This is a genomic window from Caulobacter sp. 17J80-11, assembly GCF_014349105.1.
GTDB lineage: Bacteria > Pseudomonadota > Alphaproteobacteria > Caulobacterales > Caulobacteraceae > 17J80-11.
Map to the genome: position 1 here is coordinate 83312 of NZ_JACSJI010000009.1, position 20617 is coordinate 103928.

Annotated in this window: 18 protein-coding genes and 1 riboswitch; of the genes, 7 read left to right on the forward strand and 11 right to left on the reverse strand. The window is 70.8% G+C overall.

Features of this window, described 5'->3' with window-relative positions:
* Nucleotides 1–11: 11 nt before the first annotated feature.
* Complete coding sequence (locus tag H8B08_RS11125; protein ID WP_187450269.1) at nt 12–500, reverse strand: DUF6789 family protein; 489 nt, start codon at nt 498–500, stop codon at nt 12–14.
* A gap of 123 nt (nt 501–623) precedes the next feature.
* Nucleotides 624–1067 carry a hypothetical protein gene (locus tag H8B08_RS11130; protein ID WP_255500782.1) on the reverse strand — a complete coding sequence of 148 codons (444 nt, stop codon included), beginning with the start codon at nt 1065–1067 and terminating at the stop codon, nt 624–626.
* A 453-nt stretch (nt 1068–1520) separates the two neighbouring features.
* On the opposite strand from H8B08_RS11130, the gene H8B08_RS11135 reads away from it, so the two are divergent.
* On the forward strand, nt 1521–2783 hold the full coding sequence (locus H8B08_RS11135) for a DUF2382 domain-containing protein (protein ID WP_187450270.1): 1263 nt from the start codon (nt 1521–1523) through the stop codon (nt 2781–2783).
* Nucleotides 2784–2853: 70 nt separating this feature from the next.
* Here H8B08_RS11135 and gcvPB read toward each other — a convergent pair whose 3' ends face one another.
* From gcvPB to gcvT, 4 genes are all read right to left on the reverse strand, one after another.
* Nucleotides 2854–4425: an aminomethyl-transferring glycine dehydrogenase subunit GcvPB gene (gene gcvPB / locus H8B08_RS11140; protein WP_187450271.1), complete on the reverse strand. Its 1572-nt coding sequence runs from the start codon at nt 4423–4425 to the stop codon at nt 2854–2856.
* The gene (gene gcvPA / locus H8B08_RS11145) at nt 4422–5765 is read right to left on the reverse strand and encodes an aminomethyl-transferring glycine dehydrogenase subunit GcvPA (protein WP_187450272.1); all 1344 of its coding nucleotides are present in this window, start codon (nt 5763–5765) and stop codon (nt 4422–4424) included. Before gcvPA ends, gcvPB begins: the two co-directional genes overlap by 4 nt.
* A gap of 96 nt (nt 5766–5861) precedes the next feature.
* Nucleotides 5862–6227 (reverse strand): glycine cleavage system protein GcvH, encoded by a 366-nt coding sequence (gene gcvH, locus H8B08_RS11150; protein WP_187450273.1) that lies wholly within the window; start codon nt 6225–6227, stop codon nt 5862–5864.
* A 12-nt stretch (nt 6228–6239) separates the two neighbouring features.
* Nucleotides 6240–7358: a glycine cleavage system aminomethyltransferase GcvT gene (gene gcvT, locus H8B08_RS11155; protein WP_187450274.1), complete on the reverse strand. Its 1119-nt coding sequence runs from the start codon at nt 7356–7358 to the stop codon at nt 6240–6242.
* A 141-nt stretch (nt 7359–7499) separates the two neighbouring features.
* Nucleotides 7500–7596, reverse strand: a riboswitch (glycine riboswitch).
* A gap of 144 nt (nt 7597–7740) precedes the next feature.
* On the opposite strand from gcvT, the gene H8B08_RS11160 reads away from it, so the two are divergent.
* Nucleotides 7741–8547: an outer membrane beta-barrel protein gene (locus H8B08_RS11160; protein ID WP_187450275.1), complete on the forward strand. Its 807-nt coding sequence runs from the start codon at nt 7741–7743 to the stop codon at nt 8545–8547.
* 36 nt (nt 8548–8583) lie between these two features.
* Here the strand turns inward: H8B08_RS11160 and H8B08_RS11165 are convergent, their stop codons facing one another.
* Nucleotides 8584–10041, reverse strand: a complete 1458-nt coding sequence (locus tag H8B08_RS11165; RefSeq protein WP_187450276.1) for a M20 family peptidase — start codon at nt 10039–10041, stop codon at nt 8584–8586.
* A gap of 88 nt (nt 10042–10129) precedes the next feature.
* Here H8B08_RS11165 and H8B08_RS11170 point away from each other — a divergent pair, with 88 nt between their 5' ends.
* Entirely contained in the window at nt 10130–10762 is a 633-nt protein-coding gene (locus H8B08_RS11170) for an FMN-binding negative transcriptional regulator (protein ID WP_187450277.1), read from the forward strand.
* A 27-nt stretch (nt 10763–10789) separates the two neighbouring features.
* On the opposite strand, the gene H8B08_RS11175 is transcribed toward H8B08_RS11170, so the two are convergent.
* Both H8B08_RS11175 and H8B08_RS19465 read right to left on the reverse strand, forming a co-directional pair.
* Nucleotides 10790–11416 carry an Hsp20/alpha crystallin family protein gene (locus tag H8B08_RS11175; protein ID WP_187450278.1) on the reverse strand — a complete coding sequence of 209 codons (627 nt, stop codon included), beginning with the start codon at nt 11414–11416 and terminating at the stop codon, nt 10790–10792.
* A gap of 107 nt (nt 11417–11523) precedes the next feature.
* Nucleotides 11524–12201, reverse strand: a complete 678-nt coding sequence (locus H8B08_RS19465) for a hypothetical protein (RefSeq protein WP_304516285.1) — start codon at nt 12199–12201, stop codon at nt 11524–11526.
* 235 nt (nt 12202–12436) lie between these two features.
* Here H8B08_RS19465 and H8B08_RS11185 point away from each other — a divergent pair, with 235 nt between their 5' ends.
* Nucleotides 12437–13303, forward strand: a complete 867-nt coding sequence (locus H8B08_RS11185; protein WP_187450279.1) for a 50S ribosomal protein L11 methyltransferase — start codon at nt 12437–12439, stop codon at nt 13301–13303.
* A 4-nt stretch (nt 13304–13307) separates the two neighbouring features.
* On the opposite strand, the gene H8B08_RS11190 is transcribed toward H8B08_RS11185, so the two are convergent.
* On the reverse strand, nt 13308–13538 hold the full coding sequence (locus tag H8B08_RS11190) for a hypothetical protein (protein WP_187450280.1): 231 nt from the start codon (nt 13536–13538) through the stop codon (nt 13308–13310).
* Between the two features lie 112 nt (nt 13539–13650).
* Between H8B08_RS11190 and H8B08_RS11195 the strand changes: the two genes are divergently transcribed.
* The 3 genes from H8B08_RS11195 (at nt 13651) to H8B08_RS11205 (ending at nt 18421) form a co-directional block, all read left to right on the forward strand.
* Nucleotides 13651–15456 (forward strand): aminopeptidase P family protein, encoded by a 1806-nt coding sequence (locus H8B08_RS11195; RefSeq protein WP_187450281.1) that lies wholly within the window; start codon nt 13651–13653, stop codon nt 15454–15456.
* 4 nt (nt 15457–15460) lie between these two features.
* Nucleotides 15461–16489 carry a DUF2272 domain-containing protein gene (locus H8B08_RS11200; RefSeq protein WP_187450282.1) on the forward strand — a complete coding sequence of 343 codons (1029 nt, stop codon included), beginning with the start codon at nt 15461–15463 and terminating at the stop codon, nt 16487–16489.
* A gap of 111 nt (nt 16490–16600) precedes the next feature.
* Nucleotides 16601–18421 carry an aspartyl protease family protein gene (locus H8B08_RS11205; RefSeq protein ID WP_187450283.1) on the forward strand — a complete coding sequence of 607 codons (1821 nt, stop codon included), beginning with the start codon at nt 16601–16603 and terminating at the stop codon, nt 18419–18421.
* Between the two features lie 15 nt (nt 18422–18436).
* Here H8B08_RS11205 and ligA read toward each other — a convergent pair whose 3' ends face one another.
* Entirely contained in the window at nt 18437–20563 is a 2127-nt protein-coding gene (gene ligA, locus H8B08_RS11210) for an NAD-dependent DNA ligase LigA (protein WP_187450284.1), read from the reverse strand.
* Between the last annotated feature and the right edge of the window lie 54 nt (nt 20564–20617).

Genomic DNA, 20617 nt, shown 5'->3' on the forward strand with positions numbered 1-20617 from the left:
CCTTTCACGCCTTAGTGCGTGTAGTGCGTGTACCTCAGAGCCCCGCGGGCGTCGTCCGTGGGGCTCTTTGCATGCCAGTGCCCCTTCAGCATGGCGTAGACCGAGCCCAGGACCGCGCCGTAGACCACGTGCAGCGCCAGGTTCACCACCGGCGCCCAGAAGCCGAAGCCGATCCCGAAGAAGCCGGCCGGGGTCAGCGGCAGCACGATCAGCTGCATCACCAGCCATAGCGCCACGGCGAACAGAACGCCCTTGGTGATCGCCGTCGCGCCGGGGATCTTGAGGGCCAGCAGGCCGAACAGCCCGCCCCAGATCACCGAGCCGATGAACAGGTGGACGACCCACCCCACCGCCGCCGGCGCATGGATGAAGCCGCTGAGCAGGGCTATCAGGTCGACCTTGGGGAACAGGCCGAGCAGGTCTTTGAGGATCATCAGGGCCGAGAGCGCCAGGGTCGCGACAAACCCCGCCGCCACGCCCTTGCCGATGTCGCCTTTCATTGCAAGTCGCCTCTGTTTGAGGACCCCCGACCTGCGCGACGCCGACTCTACGCCAAAAGCCCCCGCGGTAGAACCGCGGGGGCCGGTCGGCTGGATTAAGGATTCTTCAGGCGGGCGAAAGGCTTAGCTGCGGGTGCGCTCGCCCCGGCGGCGGCGCTTCCAGCGCACCACGTTGCGGCGCGTGCGGGCCAGGAAGCGCGCGTCGCGGTTCAACAGCAGGCGCTCGGTGCGTAGGGTCTGCTGCCACATCACCGGGGCGACCTCCGGCTCGCGGCGCATCAGGCGGCGGATCGGATAGACCCAGTTCGGACGGGCGTGCTGGAGCTTGATGAACTTGCGCTTGGCCCAGATCGAATTGCGCAGGATCAGCATCATGCCGACCACCGCGATCGGCAGGCCGAAGGGCCCGGGCAGCGGCGCGATGGCGAAGCCCAGCACCATGATCCCCGCGCCCAGCAGCATGACCAGGAAGCGCATCAGCCGGCGCAAGCCCTCCGCCAGCGTGTCGTGTCGCTCGCGCTCCCGGCCGTTGTCGCTGATGAGGCCAAACGTCATCGCCTGCAGCAAGCTCGTCTCCGAAGGTCGGTCAGGCCCCCAGAACGCCCGAGCGGCCGCGAGGTGGCGCCCCGCATATGTGGAACGCCATGCTCCCAGGGAAGGAGCACGCCGCCCAGTTACGAAGATTTCACGGGCGGGATTGTGGCCGGCGGCGGGTGATTTCGAGGACGCCGCTCCCGCCGCCTGGAGCCGCGCCGTCGTTCGAACGCCTGGAGCACGCATCGCTCAGTCTCCGTCACACCGACGGAAACGCCGGCTTTCCCTAGAGATGGAAGCCGCTGAACCCCGCCGGTAGACGCCCGGTTCCGCCTTCAGCGTTCCTCCCAAGGAACGCCGGCCGGCGCTCACGCGAACGCGAGCCCGCAGCGCCAGGAAGGCGCCGGGGCGCTAGGAACCCCGCGACAATCAAGGTGTTCGCTTAGATGTCCCCACTACTGTGACCCGCACGCAAGGTCGGCCCCGATGTCCGCCAAGGACGATCCAGGCGAACTGATCCTGCCTCTCGTGGAGGAGCGCGTGGTGGTGACCAAACGCACGGTGGAGACCGGGCGGGTGCGCGTGCGCACGCGCGTGCGCACGCGTGACGTGAACATAGAAGCGGATCTGGCGCGCGAGGACGTCGAGGTCGAGCGGGTGCCGGTCGGTCGCGACGTCGATCAGCCGCCGCAGGTCCGCATGGAAGGCGACGTGCTCATCGTGCCCGTCGTCGAAGAGGTCGTGGTCGTGGAGAAGCGGCTGCGCCTGAAAGAGGAGATCCGCATCCGCCGCCGCCGGAGCGTCGAGCATACGGTCACCCCGGTGACGCTGCGCCGGACCGAAGCGGAGATCGAACGACGGGGAAAACCGGACGAGCCGTCCGGAAGCGCTGAGGAGTACCCCATGAACCGAACCGTCACCGCCTTCTTCGACACGCGCCAGCACGCCGAAGAGGCCAAGGCGCGCCTCGCCGCAGTCGGCGTGCGCGTCGAAGAGATCACCATCACCGACCAGAGCATGGCCCGCGGCGACCCGAGCCATCACAACAGCTTCTTCGGGACGCTGAAGGACTTCTTCGTGCCCGAGGCCGACCGCCAGACCTATGCGGAAGGCCTGCGCCGAGGCGGGGCCCTGCTCAGCGCCCAGGTGGACGACACCCGCGCGGACACCGCCATCCGGGCGCTGGAGGACACCCGGGCGGTCGACATCGACCAGCGGCGCGAGGAGTGGATGAAGGCCGGCTGGCAGGGCCGTGACGAGCTGAAGGCCGGCGAGGAGCGGGCCATTCCGATCGTCGAGGAGCGGCTGGTGGTCGGCAAGCGGGAGGTCGAGCGCGGCCACGCGCGCGTGCGCTCCTACATCGTCACCACGCCGGTGCACGAGCACGTCGACCTGCGCGAGGAACGCGTGCGTCTCGAACGGCGCGCGGCCGACCGTCCGGCCGGCGAGGAGCTCTTCCGCGAACGCGAGATCGAAGCGCGCGAAATGGGCGAGGAAGCCGTCGTCGGCAAGGAAGCCCGGGTCCGCGAGGAACTGGTGCTTCGCAAGGAGGCCGAGATGCGCGGCGAGGACATCGACGACAGCGTCCGCCACACCGAGGTCGACGTCGAGGACGACTTCGGCCTGCGCGAGCGGGCGAGCTTCCGGGCCGAGGAAGGCCTGGAGCGTCGCGAGGAGACCGACGCCGAGCGCCGCCGCCGCCAGCGCGAGGACCGGATCTCGCCGGACGAGCCGCGCCCGCGCCGCTGACCAGAGCGCAAACTGAAAAGGGGCCGCCCTTCGGCGGCCCCTTCCCTGTTCCGGCGTGAGCCGGAAAGCCTTACTCGGCGGCCAGGTTGGCCCCCGGCTCGGATGTCCAGCGCAGCTTCGGCTGGCGGGCCGCGCGGGTCTCGTCCAGGCGACGCAGCGGGGCGTAGAACGGCGCGCCCTTGAAGCGTTCGGTGTCGCCGCCCTTGGCCGCGCCGGCGAGCGCCAGCAGGGCGTCGCAGAAGCGGTCCAGCTCGAACTTGGACTCGGTCTCGGTCGGCTCGATCAGCATCGCGCCGTGGACGACCAGCGGGAAGTACATGGTCATGGGGTGGAAGCCCTCGTCGATCATCGCCTTGGCGAAGTCGAGCGTGGTCACCCCGGTGCCTTCCAGCCAGCTGTCGTCGAACAGGGCTTCGTGCATGCACGGGCCTTCCGGGAAGGCCGGGCTCATGACGCCCTGCAGGCGGGCCTTGATGTAGTTGGCGTTGAGGACGGCGTCCTCGGCCACCTGCTTCAGGCCGTCCGCACCGTGGCTCATCATGTAGCTGAGCGCGCGGACGTACATGCCCATCTGGCCGTGGAAGGCGCACATGCGCCCGAAGGCGTCCGCAGCTTCGGCTTCCTCGAACTCGACCAGCTTGTAGCCGTCAGCGCCCGACACCACCCAGGGCGCCGGCGCGAAGGGCGCCAGGGCCTCGGACAGCACCACCGGACCGGCGCCCGGCCCGCCCCCGCCGTGCGGCGTGGAGAAGGTCTTGTGCAGGTTGATGTGCATGGCGTCGACGCCCAGGTCGCCCGGGCGCACCCGGCCGACGATGGCGTTGAAGTTGGCGCCGTCGCAGTAGAAGTACGCGCCCGCGGCGTGGGCCAGGCGCGAGATCTCCATGATGTCGCGCTCGAACAGGCCGCAGGTGTTCGGGTTGGTCACCATGATGGCGGCCACGTCCGGCCCCAGCTTGGCTTCCAGGTCCTTCAGGTCGACGCGGCCGTCCTCGGTCTGGGCGATCTCGCGCACCGAATAGCCCACGAAGGCGGCGGTGGCGGGGTTGGTGCCGTGGGCCGAGGTCGGGACCAGCACGACGCGGCGGGCGGTGTCGCCCTTGGCGTCGTGGGCGGCGTGGATGGCCAGCAGGCCGCACAGCTCGCCGTTGGCGCCGGCCTTCGGCGACAGGGCCACCGCCGGCATGCCGGTCAGGGTCTTCAGCCAGTGGGCCAGGCGGTCCATCAGCTCGATCGCGCCCTGCACGGTCGACTGCGGCTGCAGCGGGTGCACGTCCGAGAAGCCCGGCAGGCGGGCCATCTTCTCGTTCAGGCGCGGGTTGTGCTTCATGGTGCACGAGCCCAGCGGATACAGCGCCAGGTCGATGGCGTGGTTCTTCTGGCTCAGGCGCACGAAGTGGCGCATGGCCTCCGGCTCCGACAGGCCCGGCAGGCCGATCGGGTCCTTGCGGACCAGGTCGCCCAGGTCCGAGGCGTCCAGCGCCGGGGCGGGCAGATCGACGCCCGTCTTGTCCCAGCCGCCCAGTTCGAAGATCAGCGCTTCGTCCTGCAGCAGGCCGCGGCCGCCCGTGAGGGTGGCGGGGCGGGTTTCGGTGGTGGAACCTTCAGGCCGCGTGGGGCGGCCGACATTGACCATGCTCACGACAGCACCTCGGCCAGCTTCGACTTGAACTCGTTGATGTCGGCGTCGGTCGTGACCTCGGTGGCCGTGACCAGCAGCACGTCGTCCAGACCCGCCTTCGGGTCGAGGCGCGAGAACGGAACCCCGCCCAGCACGCCCTTCTTCGCCAGGGCCTCGACCACGCCGGCGGCGGGCTTGGGCAAGCGAACCGCGAACTCGTTGAAGAAGCGCGGGGTCAGCACCTCGACGCCCTTCACCGAGGACAGGGCGTCCTTCAGCTTGCGGGCGTTGGCGTGGTTGATCGCCGCCACCTGCCGCAGGCCCTTCTCGCCGAGGAGGGACATGTGGATGGTGAAGGCCAGCGAGCACAGGCCCGAGTTGGTGCAGATGTTCGAGGTCGCCTTGTCGCGGCGGATGTGCTGCTCGCGGGTCGACAGGGTCAGCACGAAGCCGCGGCGGCCTTCGGCGTCGACGGTCTCGCCGCAGAGGCGGCCCGGCATCTGGCGGGTCAGCTTCTCCTTGGCGGCGAACAGGCCGACGTAGGGACCGCCGAAGTTCAGGGCGTTGCCGATCGACTGGCCCTCGGCCGCGACGATGTCGGCGCCCATGGAGCCCGGGTCCTTCAGCAGGCCCAGCGACATCACCTCGGTGACGACCACGATCACCAGGGCGCCGGCGGCGTGGGCCGCTTCGGCGATCTTGGTGACGTCGGTGGCGGTGCCGAACACGTTCGGGGTCTGGACGACCACGCAGGCGGTGTCGGCGTCGATGGCGGCGATCACGTCGGCCTCGGCGTCGACCTTGGCGCCCAAGGTGACGGTCTCGATGCCCACGGCGTGCGCCAGGGTCTCGGTGGTGCCGGCGTAGTGCGGGTGCAGGCCCGGCGACAGCACCGCCTTCTTGCGGCGGGTGACGCGGGCGGCCATCAGCACGGCTTCGCCGGTGGCGGTCGAGCCGTCGTACATGGAGGCGTTGGCCACATCCATGCCGGTCAGGTTGGCGACCTGGGTCTGGAACTCGAACAGGACCTGCAGCGTGCCCTGCGCGATTTCCGGCTGGTAGGGCGTGTAGCTGGTCAGGAATTCCGACCGTTGGATGATGTGATCCACGGTGGCCGGCACGTGGTGCTTGTAGGCGCCGGCGCCGCAGAAGAACGGCACGGAGCCCGCGGCGGTGTTCTTGGCGGCCAGGGCGGCGAGCTCGCGCTCGACTTCCAGTTCGCCGGCGTGGGCCGGCAGGTCGACCGTGCCCGAACGACGCGCCGCGGCCGGCACGTCGACGAACAGGTCGTCGATCGACTTCGCGCCGATCACGTCGAGCATCTGGGCCCGATCGTCGGCGCTGAGGGGGAGGTAACGCATGAGGAGGTCCCTGAAACGCCGTCGTCCCCGCCCCGCCTCAGGCCTCGCGCGGTCGCGCGGAGCCCCGAGGCGGGACGAGGACGGACGGGTCTGGAATTAGAGCGAGGCCAGGTAGGCGTCGTAGGCGGCGCGGTCCATCAGGGCGTCCACGTCGGCGACGTCGGCGACGCGGATCTTGGCGAACCAGCCCGAGCCTTCCGGATCGGCGTTGACGGTTTCCGGCGCGGCCGACAGGGCGGCGTTGCCCTCGACCACTTCACCGGCGACCGGAGCGTAGACGTCCGAAGCCGCCTTCACGCTCTCGACGACGGCGAAGCTGTCGCCCTTCGACAGGGCCTTGCCGGCGTCCGGCACTTCCACGAACACCACGTCGCCCAGCGCGTCGGCGGCGTACTTGGTGATGCCCACGGTCGCCACGTCGCCGTCGACGGAGACCCACTCGTGATCCTTGGTGAAACGCATGATTGAGACCCCTCAGGCCGTGGCGGTTTTGCGGAAGTAGCGTTGAGCGACGAAAGGCGTGGCGACCACTTCGGCCGCCTGCGACTTGCCGCGCACGATGACGTTCAGGCGAGTGCCGAGCGCCGACAGCGACGGCGGCACGTAGCCCATGGCGATGTTGCGGCCCAGCGTCGGCGACGGGCCGCCGCTGGTGACCTTGCCGACGACCTTGCCTTCGGCGTCGGCGATCTCGGCGCCTTCACGGGCCGGCGCGCCTTCCAGCACGGACAGGCCGACGCGCACTCGCGAAGCCGCGCCGCCCAGCTCGGCCATGATGCGCTCCGCGCCCTTGAAATCGCGGGCTTCCTTGCGGCGCTTGGACAGGGCGAAGGTCAGGGCCGCCTCGACCGGCGAGGTGGTCTCGTCGGCGTCGTGACCGTACAGCGGCAGGCCGGCTTCCAGGCGCAGGCTGTCGCGCGCGCCCAGGCCGATGGCCTTCACGCGGGCGTCGGCCAGCAGGGCGTTCCAGGCGGCTTCCGCCTTGTCGGCCGGGATGGAGATCTCGTAGCCGTCTTCGCCGGTGTAGCCCGAGCGCGAGACGAAGCACTTGGCGCCGAACAGCTCGAACACGCCGCATTCCATGAAGCCCAGCTCGGCCAGCTTCGGCTCGTGCTGGACCATGACGTCCACGGCCTCGGGGCCCTGGATGGCCAGCAGGGCGCGGTCTTCCAGGCGCTCCAGGCTGGTCTCGGCCCCCAGCTCGCGCTCGATCAGGGCGAAGTCGGCGTCCTTGCAGGCGGCGTTGACCACCACGTACAGGCCGTCGCCGTCCGGGCGGCCGGCCATCAGGTCGTCGAGGATGCCGCCTTCCGCCGACAGCAGCACGGAGTAGCGCTGCTTGCCTTCCTTCAGGCCGATGTAGTCGCCCGGCACCAGCTTCTCGAAGCTGGCCAGCGGCGCGGCGCCGCGCAGCTTGGCCTGCCCCATGTGCGAGACGTCGAACAGGCCGGCGTGCTCGCGGGTCCAGCGGTGCTCCGCCAGCACGCCCTCGTACTGCACCGGCATCTCGTAGCCGGCGAACGGCACCATGCGCGCGCCCAGCGCCACGTGGGCGGCGTAAAGCGGCGTGCGTTTCATTGTTGCTTCGGTCATCGGCCCTTCCAGTAGACGCGCGGACGGTCCTCGCCCGTCGATGCGCCCCCGCTGTCCTGACGGCCTGAGAGATTCCGAGCGACGGGTCGCCCTTGCTCCTTCGGCGAGGCCGCTCGCACGGCCTGCTTTCCAGCGTGTCTACCGGCCCCCGCGGTCCTTTGGGCCTGAGCGTTTCCGGGGCGGTTGCGCCTTCGGCGTCGACCTTCCGAAGACGGCCGAACTCTCCCGCGGGAGTCGGCGCGGAAACTGTGCGAGGCCCCCTTGGGAGTCAAGCGCGACGCAGGCGCGCAAAGCTTGGCGGGAACAAAGCTCGGCCGTCAGGCGTTCAAGCGCCACGGGTCGGGGCGTTTTTCCCAAGTGCAATTTCTGGGGGGAGGATCCCATGCGCAAGTCGCTTTGTGCGTGCGTGGCGTTGAGCGCCCTGGCCCTGGCGGCCGAAGCGCAGGCGCAAGCGAAGCCTGGCGAGCCGATGGGCTTCGTCGACGTGGGCTACACTGAAACCGACTTCGACACCGATTTCGCGAACTTCAACGCCGACACCTTCAGCATCGGCGGCTCGGCCTCCATCGCCGGCGACGGCGTGTACAGCGACAGCACCTGGGGCGTGCAGGGCGACGCGCGCGTCGGCTGGACCGAGGTCGGTGACGACAGTTCCACGGGCACCGAATTCGGCGGCCACATCTTCAGCCGCTCGCAGAGCGCCCTGCTCGGCGCCTTCGCCGGGGTCTCGTCGACCGACCTCGACTTCGGCGACGCCAGCGGCTGGGCGGCGGGCCTGGAGGGCCTGAACTTCTTCGGCTACACCAGCGTCTACGGCTCCGTCGGCTACGCGCAGATCGACGACCTGGACTCGAACGGCTGGGGCGGCTCGCTGGAGGTGCGTTACTTCCTGAAGCCGAACTTCCGCCTGGACATCGGCGCCTCGGCCGTCGACGGCGACGTCCTCGGCGACAACGGCACGGTCTGGAGCGCGGGCTTCGGGGCCGAGTACCAGATGGACAACCTGCCGATCAGCGGCTTCCTGTCCTTCGCGCACTCCGAATTCGACAACGACATCGACGACTTCTCGGCGAACACCGTCTCCATCGGCCTGCGCTGGAACTTCTCGCCGGACCTGCTGACCCGCGACCGCAGCGGCCCGGCCCTGCCCAGCGCCGCGCGCCTGGTCAACATGCTGAGCGGGGTCTGATCCGAACCCGGCCCGGCCGGCCGCGGGCGCCCGCGGTCAGCCGGCCGCGGTGCGGATCAGGCGCGAATAGAAGCTCACCATCTCGCCCAGCGCCTTGACGCTCACCCGCTCGTTGGTGCCGTGGACCATCTTCTCCTCTTCGGGAGACAGGATGACCGGCGTGAACAGGTAGGTGTCGGTCGCGATCGGGCGGAAGAACCAGGAATCGGTGCCCGCCCGCATCAGGCCCGGCGCGACCGTCGCGCCGGAGGTCTCGGCCACCAGGGTCGACAGGATCTTCCACGGGTCGGAGGTGGTGGAGGACACCGCCGTCGCCTCGAACGGCGGCTTCTCCCAGCTCAATTCGACTGGCAGGTCGGCCACTTCGGCCTTGGAGCGGGCCATCACCTCCGCGGAGGTGTCGCCGGGCGCGAGGCGGAAGTTGATCCGCGCGATCGCCTTCTGGGGCAGCACGTTCTCCTTCGGCGCGCCCTCCAGCATGGTCGGCGCGATGGTGGTGTGCAGGGTCGCGGCGGCGGCCGGGCTCTTCTCCAGCTTGCGGGCCATGAACGGCTCGAACAGCCACAGGTTGGCCAGCATCACCCGGTCCTGGAACGAAGCCTGCGGGGCCAGCGCCTGGTAGCCCTGGCTGACCGCGCCCTCGATGCGGGTCGGGTAGGGCCGCTCGGCGATGCGGGTCACCGCCTTGGCCAGGCTGACCACCGCCGTCTCGCGCGGCGGGGCCGAAGAGTGGCCGCCTTCGGCCTCGGCGGTCAGGCGCAGCGTCGCGTAGCCCTTCTCGGCCACCAGGATGCGGGCCACCGGCTTGCCGGTCAGCGGGTCCCTGGTGGTGCCGCTGAAGCCTTCGTCCAGCACGAACCAGGCCTTCACGCCGCGCTGCTTGAGCAGGTCGGCGGCGACCTTGGCCCCGCCCGCGCGGGTCTCCTCGTCGGCGCCGGAGACCAGGTAGATGGTGCGCTTGGGCGCATAGCCCTGGGCCGCCAGGGCCTCCATGGCCTCGAACAGGGCGATCAGCGAGCCCTTGTCGTCGACCGCGCCGCGGCCCCAGACGTAGCCGTCGGCCAGCTCGCCGCCGAACGGGGCGTGCTTCCAGTCCTTTTCCGAACCCGCGGTGATCGGCACCACGTCCTGGTGGGCCATCAGGATGATCGGCTCCAGCTTCGGATCGGAGCCGGGCCAGCTGTAGACCAGGGTGCGGTTGCCCACGATCTCGCGGGTCATGGCCTTGTGGGCGGCCGGATAGCTGGTCGCCAGCCAGGCGTGCAGCTTGTCCCACTCTTCCCAGCGGTTGTCGGCGGGGTTCTGATTGTTGACCGTCTGGAAGCGGATCGATTCGCCGAGGCGCCGCGCCGCCGCCTCGGCGTCGACCGCCACGGCCGGAGCCAGCGGCACCGCCTTGGCGCTCGCCGGCGCTTCGAACGTGGCCGTGCGCCAGGCGACCACGCCGCCGCCCAGAACCACCGCGCCCAAGGCCGCGAACGCGACGCTTCGCATCAAGCCCTTCATTGTCCCCTCCCCGATGGTGACAATGCGAAGCTTAGTGTGACCCCCATCATTTCGACAACGGTGTAGAACGGCGCCCATGTTCGCGCCCGCCGCCTTCGCCGAAACCGACCCCGACATGATCGCCGCCGTCATCGGCCGCGCGCGGCTGGGTCTGTTGGTCACCCACGGCCCGGGCGGCCTGATCGCCACCCACCTGCCCTTCGTGTTCGACCGAGAGCGCAACGTGCTGGTGGCGCACCTGGCCCGGGCCAACCCGCAGCCGGGCGCCAGCGGCGACGGCGAGGCGCTGGCGGTGTTCGCGGGCGCCGACGGCTACGTCTCGCCGGACTTCTATCCGTCAAAGGCCGAGCACGGCCGCCAGGTGCCGACCTGGAACTACGAGGCGGCGCACGTGCACGGGCGGCTCAGCTGGTTCGACGACCGCGCGCGCCTGCTCGACCTGCTCGAGCGCCTGACCGACCTGCACGAAGCCGGCCGCCCCACGCCCTGGCGGGTGACGGACGCCCCGGCCGACTATCTCGAACGGCTGCTGGCCGGCATCGTCGGCGTCGAGCTGGCGATCACCCGGGTCGAGGCCACGCGTCGGCTGTCGCAGCCCAAGTCGTTACCCGACCGCCTGGGCGTCATCGCCGGCCTGGCCGCGTCGGACGACCCGCGCGACCGCATGATGGCGGAGCTGATGCGCGAGCGGGAGGAAACCGTTCGCTGAGGGGGCTCTGAGCCCAGATCGGCGGCGCTACCGCCCCTCCCCCTTCACCTCGATCCGCCGGCGGCTCTCGGGCGCCCCCCCGCGCTTGGGCAGGGTCACGCGCAGCACGCCGTGGCGGCAGCTGGCCTGGATGTCGCCGGCATCCACGTCACGCGGCAGCTGGAACATGCGCTCGAAGCGGCCGAAGCGGCGCTCGCTGACGTGCCAGGCGCCCTCGCCCTCGTCGCGCTCCTCGGACTTGGCGCCGCGCACGGTGAGCATGTCGCCGTCCACGCTCACCTCGACGTCCTCGGGCTTCAGGCCGGGCAGCTCGACCGCCAGCATGTAGGCCCGGTCGGTCTCGCGCAGGTCGGCGGTCGGGAAGCCCAGGCCGCCGGCCCCGCGGAAGCCGGCCGGCGTCGTCGCGCCGCCGGTCCAGCCCTGGCGCCACAGGTCGTCGAACCAGCGGCTCATCTCCGACTGCATCAAGGCCAGCGGGTGCATGGACTGGCGCCACATCTCGGCGCCGCGGTCGGCCGCGCGCCGGCCGCTCTGGGCCAGGTCGCGGCCGCCCTGGAAGCTGCGGTCCTCGGGGGAGCGGGCGCCCTCGACGCGACCAGGCTCGCGCGACGGCTGGCCCTGAGTTTCGGGGCGGCGGGATTCGGGGTCGGCCATGGCGGGGCCTCCTGCGACAGCTCGACGAACGAGAAAGGCGGGCGGGGTCAGCCCCCGCCCGCCTCGCAAATCGTCGATCCCGACCGGTTGTTCCCCGGCCCGGCGGTTCAGCGCTTGGAGCCGAACACCATGCTCAGCAGCTGCGAGAAGAAGCCGCCGGACTTCTTCGACTTGGCGTATTCGCGCGGCGCGTCGAGCTTGGCGGCCGGGGCCGGCTCGGGCTTCGGCTCGACCTTCGGAGCCTCGACCGGCTTGGGCGCTTCGACCGGCTTGGCAGCTTCCACCTTGGCTTCGACCTTGGCGGCTTCGACCTTCGCGGCCTCGACCTTCGGCGCTTCGGCGATCACCGACTCGACCTTGGGAGCCTCGACCGGCTTCGGCGCTTCCGCGACCGTAGCCTTGGCGGCCGGCTTGGCAGCGGCAGCCTTCGGCTTGGCGGCGGTCGCCGGCTTGGCCTTCGGAGCCGCGGCCTTGGCCGGAGCCTTCGCGGCGACGGCCTTGGCCGGGGCCTTCTTGGCGTCGCCGTTGGCGGCCGGCTTCGCAGCCGCGGCCTTCGGAGCCGCCGCCTTGGCCGGAGCCTTGGCCGCGGCGGCCTTCGGGGCGGCCGGCTTGGCCGCCTTCGGCGCAGCGGCCTTCGCCGTCGGAGCCTTCGCGGCCGCGGCCTTCGGAGCCGCCGCCTTGGTCGTCGTCGCCTTCGCCGCCGCCGGCTTCGCAGCCGCGGCCTTCGGCTTGGCGGTGGTTTTCTTGGTTTCGGCGCTTCCCGCCTTCGCCGGACTCTTCGCCATGACTGGTCTCAACCCCCGGAATTTCGATCCTCGCGCCGCGCGAGGGCGCGACATGTCCGAATCGGAGTGTAACCCAAGCGCGCCTTAGGAAAGTCTTTACGCAACACGTTCGCCCCTCGATCCGGGCCCGGGCGCTGCATTTCGCACGCCGCCGGTCCTCGAAAGACTCGCGTCGCAGCGCATTTTCTTCACCGACCGCGTCCCCTCCGGCGGAAAATGCGCTAGGAGCGCGCCCATGAACGAACCTGCCGTCCAGATCGTCGCCCGCGGCCCCCGCGCCGAAGCCGAAGCCGCCGCCGTCGCCGTCGACAACGACGCCCTGCTGGAGGGCGCGACCTACTCGATCCTCGAGGAGGACGAGGACCGCGGGATCTGGCGCATCGACGCCTTTCCGACCAGCTCGGAGGAGGCCGAAAGCTTCCGCCGCGTGCTGGGCGAGTTCGCCGAACTGACCGTGGTCACCGAGACCCTGGCCGACGCCGACTGGCTGGCCATGGCGCTGTCGGGCCTGCCGCCGGTGCGCGCCGGCCGCTTTTTCGTGTTCGGCCTGCACGACCGCGGCCGCACCCCGCCGAACGCCGTGAACCTGCGCATCGAGGCGGGCGCCGCCTTCGGCACCGGCCACCACGGCACCACCGTCGGCTGCCTGAAGGCCTACGACCGACTGCTGCGCAAGAAGCGCTTCGCCAAGGTTCTGGACGTCGGCGCCGGCACCGGCGTGCTGGCCATCGCCGCCGCCCGGACCGGCTCGAAGAAGGCGGTCGGCACCGACATCGACGCCGTGTCGGTGCGCATCTCGCGCGAGAACGCGGCGGTGAACAGCGCGAACGCCCGCTTCGTCTGGGCCTCGGGCCTGGATCACCCGGAGGTGCGCAGGGACGCGCCCTACGACCTGGTGTTCGCCAACATCCTGGCCCGCCCGCTGGTCTCGCTGGCCCAGGACATCAAGGGCGCGCTGAAGCCGGGCGGCACGGCCATCCTGTCGGGCCTGCTGCGCACCCAGGAGCGCTACGTCCGCGCCGCCTACCTGAACCGCGGCTTCAAGCTGGTCGAGCGCATCCGCAAGGACGCCTGGTGCACCCTGGTGCTGGAGCGGCGCTGAGCGCTCAGTGCGCCAGCCCCGACGCGCGGGCGGCCAGCACCCCGACGTTGATCCAGCTCAGCAGGCAGGCCGCCAGGTTGCCGCCCATCGCCCAGTTCATGCCCAGCGAGATCAGAAGCCCGGTGAAGTAAAAGGCCGAGCCGATCTTGGCGACGGTGTGCCCGGCCAGCTCGTTCTGTTTTTTCAGCAGCGCTTCCATGCGGTTCAGCGCTTCGGTCGTTTCGGCGTCGGCCATGGTCCCCTCCCTGATGCGGGCGAGTGAACCGCGTTCGCCGAGGCTTGGCAATGTGATCGGAAATTCGCCGCGGGCGCTTGCAGCCCGCGCTCCCGGCGCTAGGGTCCGCGCCATGCGCCAGACCTTCGACGAAACCACCGACCCGTCCTTCGGCTCCAAGCACCTGCCCCGCCTGCGCGCCGAGATGGCGCGCCAGGGCCTGGACGGCTTCCTGGTGCCCCACGAGGACGAGCACCAGAACGAATACCTTCCCGAGGCCAACGACCGCCTGGCCTGGCTGACCGGCTTCACCGGCTCGGCCGGCGCCGCCGTGGTGCTGAAGGACAAGGCCGCCGTGTTCGTCGACGGCCGCTACACCCTGCAGGTGCGCGATCAGGTCGACGAGGGCCTGTTCGAGATCCGCGACCTGGTCGAGGGCGGCGTGCCGGCCTACCTGGAGACCCTGCCGGGCGAGGGCCTGGTGATCGGCTACGATCCCAAGCTGCACAGCCCCGACGCGCTCTATCACCTGCGGGTCGCGGCCGAGAAGGTCGGCGCCACCCTGCGCCCGGTCGAGGCCAATCCGCTGGACGCCGCCTGGGGCGCCGATCGCCCGGCCCAGCCGACCGCCCCGATCGTTCCGCACGCCGCCGACTTCTCCGGCGAGGACGCCGCCAGCAAGCGCCAGCGCGTCAGCGAGAGCCTGAACGCCGACGCCGCGGTGATCAGTGTCGCCCCGTCCATCGCCTGGCTGTTCAACGTCCGCGGCGGCGATGTGAAACGCGCGCCCATGCCGCTGGGCCAGGCCATCCTGAACAAGGACGGCACCGCCCGCCTGTTCCTCGATCCCGCCAAGGTGACCCCGAACCTGCAGCAGTGGCTGGGCAACGCCGTCAGCCTGGAGGATCCGTCCGCCCTGCCCTCGGCCCTGGACGCGCTGAAGGGCAAGAAGGTGCTGGTCGACCCGAGCCAATCGCCGGCCTGGTACTTCGACCGCCTGCAGGCGGCCGGCGCCACCGTGGTCCGCGGCCTCGACCCGACCGCCCTGCCCCGCGCCGCCAAGAACCCGGTCGAGGTGCAGGGCGCGCGCGACGCCCACGCCCGCGACGGCGCGGCCGTGACCCGCTTCCTGCACTGGCTGGCGACCGAAGCGCAGACCACGCTTCCCGACGAGATCGAGGTCACCCAGAAGCTGGAGAGCTTCCGCGAGGCCACCGGCGCGCTGAAGGACCTGTCGTTCGACACCATCGCCGGAGCCGGCCCGAACGGCGCCATCGTCCACTACCGTCCGACCGAGCGCACCAACCGCAAGACCGAGAAGGGCTCGCTGCTGCTGGTCGACAGCGGGGCCCAGTACCAGGACGGCACCACCGACATCACCCGTACGGTCGCCATGGGCGAGCCGACCGCCGAGATGCGCGATCGCTTCACCCGCGTGCTGAAGGGCCACATCGCCCTGTCGCGGGTGCGCTTCCCGGCCGGAACCACCGGCCACGCGCTCGACGCCCTGGCGCGCCAGCCGCTGTGGGAGGCGGGCCTCGACTACGACCATGGCACCGGCCACGGCGTGGGCTCGTTCCTGAGCGTGCACGAGGGGCCGCAGCGCATTTCGAAGGCGCCGAATTCGATCGCCCTCCGGCCGGGCATGATCCTTTCCAACGAGCCCGGCTACTACAAGACGGACGCCTACGGCATCCGCATCGAGAACCTGCAGGTGGTCACGGCCGCAGCCCAGATTCCGGGCGGCGAGCGGCCGATGCTGGGCTTCGAGACCCTCACCCTGGCCCCGATCGACCGCCGGCTGATCGAACCGGCCTTGCTCAGCGCCGAGGAGCGAGCCTGGCTGAACGCCTATCACGCCCGGGTGCTGGCCGTGGTCGGGCCGCAGGTCGAGCCGGACGTGCGCGCCTGGCTGGCCGAGGCCTGCGCGCCGGTGTGATCCCATGCTCCGGGCGGCGGTCCTGCTGGCGGCGACGCTCCTGACCGGAGCCGCCGGCCCGGACGCGCCGTCTCCGAGCCAGCGCCTGCCCCGCTCGGTGCTGGACGTCATCCCGCCCGAGGAACGGGTGACCGGCGGCCCCGGCTCGTTCGAGGTCTGGCAGCGCGCCTGCCGAGTGGCGCCGCTGGACGACGACACCCGCCGCCGCCTGGTCGACGTCGCCGTCCAGGAGTGGGCGGTGTTCGGCTTCCAGACCCTGGACCTGGCCACCACCGAGACCCGCCTGCTGCCCGGTGGCGAGGGCGACCTCGAGCTGGTGCCCGACGCCCTCAATCCCCCCCTGCCCCAGCCCCGGCTGACCCGGCGTATCCTGCGGCTCGGCAGTTCCGAGGACGAGGAAGACACCTACGCCACCGTCGCCGGCTACTGGACCGCCACGCCGGACGGCTGGAAGGTGCTGCTCCGGCAGAACGCCATCTGGCGCGAACCGGCGGGCGAGGGCCGGGGCTGGATCCAGCCCTGGTCTGCGGCCTTCGTGTCCTGGCTGATGTGCGAAGGCGGCCTTGGCGATCCGAACGTCTTCGCCCGCTCCGTCGCGCACTGGGAATACATCGACCAGGCCATAGCGGCCCGCCAGGGCCGCGCCCCCTACGCGGCCTTCGTCGCCTACGATCTGGGCGAGCGGGACATCTCGCCCGGCGACCTTTTGTGCAACGCGCGCGGCGAGACGACCTATCGCACCGTCGCCGACCGGGCCGCCCAGGTCGGCGAGTACGCGCCGCTGCACTGCGACCTGGTGGTCAAGGTCGACCCGCGGCAGGCGGTGATCCTGACGGTCGGCGGCAACGTGCTGAACTCGGTCAGCCTGTCGGTGCTGAAGGCCGTGCAGGTGAACGGCCGCTGGACCCCGGTGGCCGAGGACGAGCTGGAAGGCGCGCGACGCTGGTTCGCCCACCTGAAGCTGCGCACGCCTGACATCGAGGCCGACGCCCTGGACCACACGCCGACGGTCCATAGCCTGCAGGGCCGCTGAGCGCGTCTTACGAAAGCTTAAGGCGACAGGCGCTCGCCCTGACGCTAGTAGCGTGAACTACTAGTCAAAAAGCGACGCTTCCTCCCCGCGTCGCCCGAAGGAGCCGACCGCATGCTGCGCACCCTGCCCCTCGCCGCCGCCCTGGCCGTTCTGGCCTCGCCGGCCGCGGCCGACCCGCTGTCCGACGTGGTCTCGCGTCACCTGGCCTGGCGCGGCGGCGGGGCCTTCGAAGCCCTGACCTCGGTCCACCAGCAGGGCCGGGTCGAGGCCGCCGGCCTGAGCGGGACGGTCGACGCCTGGACCGACCGCAAGGGCGAGGCCCGCCAGGACGTCGACCTGGGCGCGGTGCGCGAGCTGACCGCCGTCACCGCCGCCGACGCCTGGACCCGCAACATGAGCGGCCAGATCGAGGACCTCGACGCCCACATGGCCGACGACGCCCGCGACGGCGCGGCCCTGATGTTCGCCGGCGCCCTGCACGGCGAAGGCGGCGCGAAGCTGAACCTGCTGCCGGCCGAAACCATGGACGGGCGCAGCTGGTCGGTGGTGCGGGTGAACTTCGGCGACCCCGACACCTACGACCTGTTCCTCGATCCGAAGACCGGGGCCCTGCACGCCCTGCGCGCGGTCGAGAACAAGCGCAAGCGCATCGTCCGCTACGGCGACTGGCGCATGGTCGACGGCGTGCGCATGGCCTTCTCCGAAAGCAGCGAGAACGAGAACGCCGCCGCGAACGCCAAGGTCGTCTACGGCAAGATCGAGCTGAACCGCGCGCCGGCCGCCGAGCTGTTCCAGCGCCCGGCCGACGCGGCGACCTACGCCTTCGCGAACGGGGCGTCGGGCACCGGCTGGGTCGACTTCGACTTCTTCAACGGCAACCGCATCTACATCCCCGCCGCCGTGAACGGCACGCCGGTACAGGTTCTGCTGGACAGCGGCGCGGAGGCGACCGTTCTGGACAAGCGCTTCGCCGAGAAGCTGGGCCTGAAGACCGTCGGCGAACTGCCCGCCGAAGGCACCGGCGGCTCCTCCACCGCCGCGCTCGCCACCGGCGTGGACGTGGTGATCGGCGACATGACGCTGAAGAACCTGACGGTCGCCATCATCGACCTGTCCGAGGTGGAGAAGCGGATCGGCCGGCCGATGCCGGTGATCCTGGGCAAGGAAGCGTTCAACCAGCTGGCCGTCGACATCGACTTCGCCAGCCACCGCATCGCCTTCCATGACCCGGCCAAGCTGGTCCCGCCGCCGGGCGCCGTCGCCGTTCCGGTCAAGGAGGTCGGCGGCCTGCGCGCGGTCGAGGTGTCGGTCGAGGGCCGCCCGCCGGTCCTGCTGGACTTCGACATCGGCAACGGCTCGCCGCTCTTGCTCTACAGCTCGTTCTGGGAGCCGCAGAAGCTGATGGACGGGCGCCCCGCGTCCAAGGCCCTGGCCGGGGCCATCGGCGGCGCGCGCGAACAGGGCATGGTCACGGTCAAGAGCCTGAGCTTCGGCGGGGTCGAGTTCCGCGACATCCCCACCGTGCTGTCCACGCCGGGCGCCGCCGCGGTCGATTCCGACCGCACCTTCGGCAACCTCGGCCTGCCGGTGATCAGCCGCTTCCGCCTGATCACCGACTATCCGAAGGACACCCTCTACCTGGTCCCGCAGGCGGACGCGGCGGCCCTGCCGTTCCCAAAGGATCGTTCGGGCCTGCAGATCGTCGCTCAGGGCGACCGGCTGAAGGTGCTCTACGTCGCGCCGGGCTCGCCGGGCCAGGCCGCCGGCTGGAAGGCCGGCGAGGAGATCACCGCCGTCGACGGCCACACGATCGGGGCGGACTACAACGGCTCGGAGCTGTCGAAATGGCGCAACGGCGAGGCCGGCCGCACGGTCGACCTGACCATGGTGGACGGGACCAAGCGGAAGCTGACGCTGAAGACGTACTTCTGATCCCGGTGCGAGCGGCTAGCGCCCCACCAGCGTCAGCCACTCGTCTTCGGTCAGCACCTCGATGCCGAGCTCGGTCGCCTGCTTCAGCTTGGAGCCTGCGCCCGGGCCGGCCACCACCAGGTCAGTCTTCTTCGACACCGACGAAGCGACCTTGGCGCCCAGGCTCTCGGCCTGGGCCTTGGCCTCGTCACGGGTCATGCGCTCCAGCGCGCCCGTGAACACCACCGTCTTGCCGGCCACGGCCGTATCGGTCTTCGGCTTCTCGGCGTCCTGGACCTGCAGCTGCGCCTTCAGCCGCTCGACCACGCCGCGGTTGTGGTCCTCGGCGAAGTAGGCCGCGACCGCGTCGATCACCGCGTCGCCGACCTGGTCCAGGGCGTCCATCTCCGCCACCGCCGCCTCGTCCCCCTTGGCGACAGCGTCGGCGGCCTCCAGGAAGTGCTCGGCCGAGCCGTAGCCGCGGGCCAGCGTGATCGCCGTAGTCTCGCCGACGTGACGGATCCCTAAGCCGTAGATGAAGCGGTCCAGCGAGATGGTCCGGCGCGCCTCGATGGCGGCGAACAGGTTTTTCACGCTGGTCTCGCCGAAGCCCTCGCGGTCCTTCAGCTTTTTCAGGCTGGTCTTCTCGCGTTCGGCCAGGGTGAAGATGTCGGCCGGCTCGCGGATCAGGCCGTCGTCGTAGAAGGCCTGCAGCTGCTTCTCGCCCAGCCCCTCGATGTCGAAGGCCCGACGCGAGACGAAGTGCTTCAGGTGCTCGATGCGTTGGTAGGGGCAGGCGAACTCGCCGGTGCAGCGGCGCACCACGCCGTAGATCGGCTCCCCTTCCTTGGTCTCGCCGATGGTCTCGCGGACCACGGCCGTCTTCAGGTCGCACGGGCACTCGTGCGGGAAGTGGTAGGGGACGGCGTCGGCCGGGCGATCCTCGGGGATGGAGCCCAGGATCTGCGGGATCACGTCGCCGGCGCGCTGCAGGATCACCGTGTCCCCGACCCGGACATCCTTGCGCTCGATCTCGTCGGCGTTGTGCAGGGTGGCGTTGCGCACGACCACGCCGCCGACGGTCACCGGCTTCAGCCGCGCCACCGGGGTCAGCGAGCCGGTGCGGCCGACCTGGATGTCGATGCCTTCCAGCACGGTGCGGGCCTGCTGCGCCGGGAACTTGTGAGCCACGGCCCAGCGCGGCGAGCGAGAGACGAAGCCCAGCCGGTTCTGCCAGTCCAGCCGGTCGGCCTTATAGACCAGCCCGTCGATGTCGTAGTTGAGCTTCGGCCGGTCGGCCTCGGTCCAGCGATACGCCTCCATCAGGCCCGGCGCGCCCTCGCGCCGCTCGGAACGATCATTGACCACGAAGCCCCAGCTGCGCAGCTTCTCCAGCGCCTCGCTCTGGCTCGCGGCGAACTCCGAGCTGGTCAGGCCCCAGCCGTAGGCGAAGAAGCGCAGCGGCCGCTTCGCCGTCACGGCCGGATCGATCTGGCGCAGCGAGCCGGAGGCGAAGTTGCGCGGATTGGCGTAGGTGCGCCCGCCCTCCGCCTCGGCCGCGGCGTTGAAGGCGGCGAAGCCGTCCAGCGGCGCGTAGACCTCGCCGCGCACCTCGATCACGTCGGGAATCCCCTCGCCCTTCAGCCGGTGCGGGATGTCGGCGATGGTCCGCAGGTTGGCGGTGACGTCCTCGCCGGTGCGGCCGTCGCCGCGGGTGGCGCCGCGCACCAGCACGCCCTTCTCGTAGCGCAGGTTGGCCGACAGGCCGTCGATCTTGGGCTCGACCGCGAACCACACCGGCTCCTCGGGCGCCAGCTTCAGAAAGCGACGGATGCGGCCGACGAACTCCAGCACCTCGTCCTCGGCGAAGGCGTTGTCCAGCGACAGCATCGGCACGCCGTGGGTGACCGGCGCGAACTGGGTCGAGGGGGCGGCGCCGACGCGCCGGGACGGCGAGTCCTCGCGGATCAGGGCCGGGAAGCGCGCCTCGATCTCTTCATTGCGGCGCTTGAGGGCGTCGTACTCGGCGTCCGACACGGTCGGCGCCTCGTCGCGATAATAGGCCTGGTCGTGCTCGGCGATCAGCTGCGCCAGCCGCTCCAGTTCGCGGGCGGCGTCGGCTTCGGTCAGGTCGGCGACGGCGGGGGATTCGAGCACGGGCATGGAAGCGATTTAGCCCGTCCGGGGGCGCGCCGGGAGCCCCCGCTCGCGGAACCA

Coding starts and splice junctions, on each gene's coding strand:
- H8B08_RS11125 (WP_187450269.1), bottom strand. CDS start 500: ATGAAAGGCGACATCGGCAAGGGCGTGGCGGCGGGGTTTGTCGCGACC.
- H8B08_RS11135 (WP_187450270.1), top strand. CDS start 1,521: ATGTCCGCCAAGGACGATCCAGGCGAACTGATCCTGCCTCTCGTGGAG.
- gcvPA (WP_187450272.1), bottom strand. CDS start 5,765: ATGCGTTACCTCCCCCTCAGCGCCGACGATCGGGCCCAGATGCTCGAC.
- gcvH (WP_187450273.1), bottom strand. CDS start 6,227: ATGCGTTTCACCAAGGATCACGAGTGGGTCTCCGTCGACGGCGACGTG.
- gcvT (WP_187450274.1), bottom strand. CDS start 7,358: ATGACCGAAGCAACAATGAAACGCACGCCGCTTTACGCCGCCCACGTG.
- H8B08_RS11160 (WP_187450275.1), top strand. CDS start 7,741: ATGCGCAAGTCGCTTTGTGCGTGCGTGGCGTTGAGCGCCCTGGCCCTG.
- H8B08_RS11165 (WP_187450276.1), bottom strand. CDS start 10,041: ATGCGAAGCGTCGCGTTCGCGGCCTTGGGCGCGGTGGTTCTGGGCGGC.
- H8B08_RS11170 (WP_187450277.1), top strand. CDS start 10,130: ATGTTCGCGCCCGCCGCCTTCGCCGAAACCGACCCCGACATGATCGCC.
- H8B08_RS11175 (WP_187450278.1), bottom strand. CDS start 11,416: ATGGCCGACCCCGAATCCCGCCGCCCCGAAACTCAGGGCCAGCCGTCG.
- H8B08_RS19465 (WP_304516285.1), bottom strand. CDS start 12,201: ATGGCGAAGAGTCCGGCGAAGGCGGGAAGCGCCGAAACCAAGAAAACC.
- H8B08_RS11185 (WP_187450279.1), top strand. CDS start 12,437: ATGAACGAACCTGCCGTCCAGATCGTCGCCCGCGGCCCCCGCGCCGAA.
- H8B08_RS11190 (WP_187450280.1), bottom strand. CDS start 13,538: ATGGCCGACGCCGAAACGACCGAAGCGCTGAACCGCATGGAAGCGCTG.
- H8B08_RS11195 (WP_187450281.1), top strand. CDS start 13,651: ATGCGCCAGACCTTCGACGAAACCACCGACCCGTCCTTCGGCTCCAAG.
- H8B08_RS11200 (WP_187450282.1), top strand. CDS start 15,461: ATGCTCCGGGCGGCGGTCCTGCTGGCGGCGACGCTCCTGACCGGAGCC.
- H8B08_RS11205 (WP_187450283.1), top strand. CDS start 16,601: ATGCTGCGCACCCTGCCCCTCGCCGCCGCCCTGGCCGTTCTGGCCTCG.
- ligA (WP_187450284.1), bottom strand. CDS start 20,563: ATGCCCGTGCTCGAATCCCCCGCCGTCGCCGACCTGACCGAAGCCGAC.